The organism is Hyphomicrobiales bacterium (assembly GCA_030688605.1).
Taxonomy (GTDB): Bacteria; Pseudomonadota; Alphaproteobacteria; order Rhizobiales; family NORP267; genus JAUYJB01.
Map to the genome: position 1 here is coordinate 25,379 of JAUYJB010000155.1, position 6,077 is coordinate 31,455.

Here is a 6,077-nt window from a genome sequence, read left to right on the forward strand (position 1 = left end):
GATCGTATTTTGCCAGCAGCCGGCATGCATGCGACGCTGGCCTCGGGCCAAGACACGCCGGGAGGGGAACGATGGCGCTGACGCCGCGACAGCAACAGCTTTGCGATCAGGACCGCTGGGACTTTTCGGGCCTGAAGGCGATCTTCATCAACTGCACCTTGAAGCCGACCGGCCAGCTCTCGCACACCGAGGCGCTGATGGGCGTCGCCCGCGAGATCATGGAGAAGAACGGCGTCGCGGGCGATTATCTGCGCGCCGCCGATTTCGACATCGCGCCGGGCGTCTATCCGGACATGACCGAGCACGGCTTTGCGAGCGACGACTGGCCGAAGATCCAGGACCGGGTCATGGAGGCCGACATTCTCGTCCTCGGCACGCCGATCTGGCTCGGCGACAAGTCCTCGATCGCCACCCGCGTCATCGAGCGGCTCTACGGCTTTTCGGGAAATCTCAACGCCCACGGCCAATATGCCTATTACGGCCGGGTCGGCGGCTGCATCGTCACTGGCAACGAGGACGGCATCAAGCATTGCGCCATGAACGTGCTCTATTCGCTGCAGCATCTGGGCTACGTCATCCCGCCGCAGGCCGACGCCGGCTGGATCGGCGAGGCCGGGCCCGGCCCCTCCTACGCCGACAAGGGCTCCGGCGGGCCGGAAAACGAGTTCACCCAGCGCAACACCACTTTCATGAGCTGGAACCTGATGCATGTCGCCCGCATGCTGAAGGAGGCCGGCGGCATCCCCGCCCACGGCAACCAGCGCTCGGCCTGGGAGGCCGGCTGCCGCTTCGATTATCCCAATCCCGATTATCGGTGAGGGAAGGGCGGGGAACGGTGGACATGAGGCCGGTTCTCTGCGAATTGTTCCGCCGCCGGGAGAGGCGGGGTAGGCGGCGATGTTCTTCTATCTTTCCAAGATCGTCTGGTTTGTCGTCCAGCCCTCTTCGGCGATCCTGGCCCTCGCGATCGCCGGCGCCGTGCTGCTCTATACGCGCCGGTGGCGGTTGGGGCGGGCAGCGGTCGTCACCGCGGTCCTCCTGCTCGGTGTGGCGGGCTTAAGTCCCCTCGGCCAGGCGCTGATCCTGCCGCTGGAACAGCGGTTTCCGCCCATCGCGGAGCCCGCTCCGGCACCGGACGGGATCATCGTCCTCGGCGGCGCATTCGACACGCTGGTCTCGCCGGCGCGCGGCGTTGCCGCGCTGAACGAGGCGGCGGAGCGGCTCACCGCCCTGGTTTCGCTCGCCCGCCGCTATCCGCAGGCGAAGATCGTCTTTTCCGGCGGCTCGCCGCAGGTCTTCTTTTCCGGCGCCCGTGAAACCGATATCGCCCGCGACATGCTCGCCGACGCGGGCATCGCGCCGGAGCGGCTGATCCTCGAGGACCGTTCGCTCAACACCTTCCAGAATGCGCTGCTGACCAAGGGAATCCTGCGCCCGAAGGCGAGCGAACGCTGGCTGCTCGTCACCTCCGCCTACCACATGCCGCGCGCCATCGGCAGCTTCCGCCGGGTCGGCTTTCCGGTCACCGCCTACACGGTCGACTACCGCACCCGGGGACTGGTGGACCTGTTGCGGCCCTTCGACAAGGTCTCCGAAGGGCTGCGGCGCGTCGATATCGCGACCCGCGAATGGGTCGGGCTTATCGTTTATTGGCTGACCGGGCGCACCAGCGCCTTCTTCCCGGCGCCCTGAGCGCTTTGGAGCACGCCATCCGCGGCGATTGTCGGACATTGGGCACATGGCTAAGCACACGGACGAGATCAGGGCACTTCTGGCGGATGCCGCCGAACGCGGCATGCGCTATCTGGCGGGCGTCGCCGAGCGGCGGGTCTACCCCGAAGCCCGCTCCATTGAGCGGCTGGAAGACATTCTCAAGGCACCTTTTCCCGATCGGCCGACCGAGGCATCGAAGGTGATTTTGCTCATCGACGAATTCGGCTCTCCGGCGACCGTCGCCAGCGCCGGAGGGCGCTACTTCGGTTTCGTCACCGGCGGCGCCCTGCCTGCCACCGTCGCGGCGAACTGGCTTGCCGGCGCCTGGGACCAGAACTCCTTCAGCTTCGTCAGCTCGCCAGCCGCCGCCTTGTTCGAGGAGGCGGCGCTTCGCTGGCTCAAACAGGCGCTGCGACTTCCCGCCGGCGCCGAGGGCGCCCTTGTCGCCGGCGCGACGATGGCGAACTTCACTTGCCTTGCCGCGGCGCGGCACGAGGTCCTGATGCGTGCGGGGTGGGACGTCGAACGCCAAGGCCTGTTCGCCGCGCCGGAGGTTACCGTCATCGTCGGCGAGGAAGTCCATGCCTCCGTCGTGAAGGTCCTGGCGATGCTCGGCCTCGGGCGCGAGCGGCTGACGCGCGTCCCGGTCGACGGGCAGGGCCGGATGCGCCCCGAGGCGATGCCGGAGATCGCGGGGCCGACCATCCTTTGCCTGCAGGCGGGAAACGTGAACTCGGGCGCCTTCGACCCGGCCGCAACGATCATTCCCCGGGCCCGGGCCAAGGGCGCCTGGGTGCATGTCGACGGCGCATTCGGTCTGTGGGCGCGCGCCTGCCCGGGCCTCGCTGCGCTCGCAGAGGGCTTCGAGGCGGTGGATTCATGGGCAACCGACGCCCATAAATGGCTCAACGTTCCCTACGATTGCGGCGTGGCCCTGGTCCGGGAGCCCGAGCCGCTGCGCCGCGCCATGTCGGTCAGCGGCGCCTATATCGCGCCGAGCGGACGCCGCGACGCGATCGACGTGACGCCCGACAGCTCGCGCCGGGCCCGCGCCGTCGAGGTGTGGGCGGCGCTGAAATCGCTCGGGCGGTCCGGTCTTGCCGAAATGATCGAACGCAATTGCCGTCAGGCCAGATGGCTCGCCGGCGAGCTGTCCAAAGCCGGCATCGAGGTTCTCAACGATGTCGTGCTGAACCAGATCGTCGTTTCGTTTGGCGACGATGACCGCACCACGAGGGCGATCTCGGCACTTCAGCGCTCCGGTGAAATCTGGTGCGGCGGAACGACCTGGCGCGGCCGTGCCGGAATGCGGGTCAGCGTCAGCTCCTGGGCGACCAGGCAGGCCGACATGGAACGGGCCCTGAAGGCGATTCTGGCTGCGGGCCGTCAATAGGCCGTCGCCGAAGGTCCTTTCAGGCCTTCCCATTCGAGCGGGCAAGGCATTTGGCGCGAAAGCATTTGGCGGGCGTCTGCGGCCCTGATTGAATGGCCGCAGAAGAAAGCGGATTCGCATGATTTTCGATTTTCAATCCCGGATCGACATGGCCGCTCGGTGGCTGAACGAGAATGTGTTCTCGTATCAGGCCATGCTGCAGGGCTGGGCCTTCCTGCAGTTCGCGCTGATCGTGGCGCTTTATGTCTTCTCCGAGCTCCTGCACCGCTGGCTCGAGCCGCGCTTGGAGCAGCGGTTGCGCCAGATCCAGAACCAGCCGCGGTTGCTGCGCTTCCTGGCGCTCTTGCTGCGCCGCATCCGCTGGATCGCCTTCGCGTTCACGCTCTGGTTGAGCTACGCGATCCTGCGCGGGGTGACGTGGCACAGCCGCAGCTACTTCGTCGGCGTGGCGGTGAGCCTGGTCACCGCCTGGCTGATCCTGTCGGTCGGCTCGCGGATCATTCGCAACCGGACGCTGGCGCACACCGTCGCGATCGTCGCCTGGGCCGCCGCCGCGCTCAATATTCTCGGCCTGCTCGGTCCGGCCATCGAACTGATGCAGTCGCTGTCCTTCGATATCGGCGAGATGCACCTGTCGGTGTGGGCGCTGGTCAAGGGCGCGATCCTGCTCACCTTCCTGTTGTGGCTTGCAGGTGCCGCCGGCCATCTCCTCGACCGCAGGCTCTCCGTCAACAAGGACCTCACGCCCTCGATGCAGGTGCTGATCGGCAAGATCGTCAAGATCACGCTGGTCGCGATCGCCTTCTTCGTGGCCCTGATGGCCATCGGCGTCAATCTGACGGCGCTTGCCGTCTTTTCCGGCGCCGTCGGCCTCGGCCTCGGCTTCGGTTTGCAGAAGGTGGTCTCGAACCTGGTGAGCGGCATCATCATCCTGCTCGACAAGTCGATCAAGCCGGGCGACGTCATCACGCTCGGCGATACGTTCGGCTGGATCACCACCCTGCGCTCGCGCTATGTCTCGGTGGTCACCCGCGACGGGCGCGAATATCTGATCCCGAACGAGGATTTCGTCACCCAGCAGGTCATCAACTGGTCGTTCTCCTCGCGCAATATCCGCCTCGAGATCACCTTCGGCGTTTCTTACGAGAGCGACCCGCACCAGGTGCGCGAGACCGCCATCGCGGCGACCAAGACCGTCGAGCGGGTGGCGCGCAGTCCGGAGCCCGTCTGCCACGTGGCCGATTTCGGGGATTCCTCGATCGATTTCGTGTTACGGTTCTGGATCCAGGATCCCGAGCGGGGCGTCGCCAATGTGCGCGGCCAAGTGTTTCTCGCCCTGTGGGACGCCTTCAAGGAGGCCGGAATCGCAATTCCCTTCCCGCACCGCGAGATCATCATGCGCACGCCGGTCGAGTTGCGGCGGGCGCCGCCGCAACCGGAGTGATCGGGGCGTTTTCCGGTGCCCTGGCGTGGCGCGGCAATATAGCGTCGCGACGGGCCTTGGATGTGCGCCGCAACAGGAATATGGTGCGAAGCAATAGATTGTTGCGAGGCAGCCAAAGGGGATGGTCATGAAACGTTCCAACGGATCCGATCCGATCGTCGTCGTAGGCATGGCGCGCACGCCGATGGGCGGTTTCCAGGGGGATTTGGCGCTGAAGAGCGCCGCGGAGCTCGGCTCCGGCGCGATCGGCGCGGCGCTCGAGCGCGCCGGCGTCCCGCCCGCTGACGTGAGCGAGGTGCTGATGGGGTGCGTGCTGGCGGCGGGCCAGGGGCAGGCGCCGGCGCGCCAGGCCTCGCTCGGCGCCGGGCTGCCGCTGTCGGTGCCATGCGCGACTGTCAACAAGATGTGCGGCTCGGGCATGAAGACGGTGATGATGGCCTGCGACGCGCTCAAGGCCGGCTCGGCCGACATCGTCGTCGCCGGCGGCATGGAATCGATGACCAACGCGCCCTATCTGGTGCCCAAGGCGCGTGGCGGGCTGCGCCTCGGCCACGGCGAGATCAAGGACCACATGTTCCTCGACGGGCTGGAGGACGCCTACGACAAGGGCCGGCTGATGGGCACCTTCGCCGAGGACACGGCCCGGCACTACCAGTTCACCCGCGACGCGCAGGACGCCTATGCGATCGAATCCCTGAAACGCGCCCGCGCGGCAACCGAGAACGGCCATTTTGCAAGCGAAATCGTTGCGGTGACCATTTCCGCGCGCAAGGGCGATACGGTCGTGACCATCGACGAGCAGCCCGGCAAGGGCAATCCGGAAAAGATTCCGCAGCTCAAGCCCGCCTTCCGCCCCGACGGCACCGTCACCGCAGCCAATTCGAGCTCGATTTCCGACGGTGCCGCGGCGCTGGTGGTGATGCGCGCCTCGGAGGCCAAACGTCGCGGGCTTACGCCGCTCGCCCGCATCGCCGCTACCGCAAGCCACTCCCAGGAGCCGGCTTGGTTCACGACCGCCCCCATCGGCGCGGTCAAGAAGCTGATGGATGAGACCGGCTGGTCGAAGAAGGATGTCGGGCTTTACGAGATCAACGAAGCCTTCGCGGTGGTGACCATGGCCGCGATGCGCGATCTCGACCTGCCGCACGATCAGGTCAACGTCCATGGCGGCGCCTGTGCTCTCGGCCATCCGATCGGCGCGTCGGGCGCCCGCATCCTGGTGACGCTGCTTTCGGCGATGGCCCAATATGACGTCGACAAGGGCATCGCGGCGCTGTGCATTGGCGGCGGCGAGGCCACGGCGGTGGCGGTCGAGCGGATCGGCTAGAGCGGTTCATGGTTATAGGGAATCAATTCGATGGGCCAAGGCGGTACATCCGGGCAGGCGCGGCGCGACGCGCGATACGGGATATCGGGCGAGCGCCGCAACGAACCCGGTGGGCCGATTTGGCCCACCGAAGGCCGGGTTCTTTTGCGCCGTGGCGGTGTTGCGGCTCTTGACCGATGCACCGCATCGCCCGGCGAGCC

General features: G+C 66.8%; 6 protein-coding genes. 5 read left to right on the forward strand and 1 reads right to left on the reverse strand.

All coding sequences use genetic code 11. The annotated features are described in order from the left end of the window. Positions 1-71 precede the first annotated feature (71 nt). The 5 genes from Q8P46_16295 to Q8P46_16315 all read left to right on the forward strand — a co-directional run bounded on the left by Q8P46_16295 (position 72) and on the right by Q8P46_16315 (position 5,877). On the forward strand, positions 72-818 hold the full coding sequence (locus tag Q8P46_16295; protein ID MDP2621707.1) for a flavodoxin family protein: 747 nt from the start codon (positions 72-74) through the stop codon (positions 816-818). A gap of 79 nt (positions 819-897) precedes the next feature. After that, a complete protein-coding gene (locus Q8P46_16300) occupies positions 898-1,692 on the forward strand; it encodes a YdcF family protein (protein ID MDP2621708.1) in 795 nt (264 codons plus the stop codon). 46 nt (positions 1,693-1,738) lie between these two features. Beyond that, entirely contained in the window at positions 1,739-3,106 is a 1,368-nt protein-coding gene (locus tag Q8P46_16305; GenBank protein ID MDP2621709.1) for an aminotransferase class V-fold PLP-dependent enzyme, read from the forward strand. 118 nt (positions 3,107-3,224) lie between these two features. Beyond that, positions 3,225-4,550, forward strand: a complete 1,326-nt coding sequence (locus Q8P46_16310; GenBank protein ID MDP2621710.1) for a mechanosensitive ion channel — start codon at positions 3,225-3,227, stop codon at positions 4,548-4,550. Between the two features lie 127 nt (positions 4,551-4,677). Continuing rightward, the gene (locus Q8P46_16315; GenBank protein MDP2621711.1) at positions 4,678-5,877 is read left to right on the forward strand and encodes an acetyl-CoA C-acyltransferase; all 1,200 of its coding nucleotides are present in this window, start codon (positions 4,678-4,680) and stop codon (positions 5,875-5,877) included. Positions 5,878-5,889: 12 nt separating this feature from the next. On the opposite strand, the gene Q8P46_16320 is transcribed toward Q8P46_16315, so the two are convergent. Next, on the reverse strand, positions 5,890-6,077 hold a 188-nt coding region (locus Q8P46_16320; GenBank protein ID MDP2621712.1), incomplete at its 5' end, for a hypothetical protein.

Coding starts and splice junctions, on each gene's coding strand:
- Q8P46_16300 (MDP2621708.1), top strand. CDS start 898: ATGTTCTTCTATCTTTCCAAGATCGTCTGGTTTGTCGTCCAGCCCTCT.
- Q8P46_16315 (MDP2621711.1), top strand. CDS start 4,678: ATGAAACGTTCCAACGGATCCGATCCGATCGTCGTCGTAGGCATGGCG.
- Q8P46_16295 (MDP2621707.1), top strand. CDS start 72: ATGGCGCTGACGCCGCGACAGCAACAGCTTTGCGATCAGGACCGCTGG.
- Q8P46_16305 (MDP2621709.1), top strand. CDS start 1,739: ATGGCTAAGCACACGGACGAGATCAGGGCACTTCTGGCGGATGCCGCC.
- Q8P46_16310 (MDP2621710.1), top strand. CDS start 3,225: ATGATTTTCGATTTTCAATCCCGGATCGACATGGCCGCTCGGTGGCTG.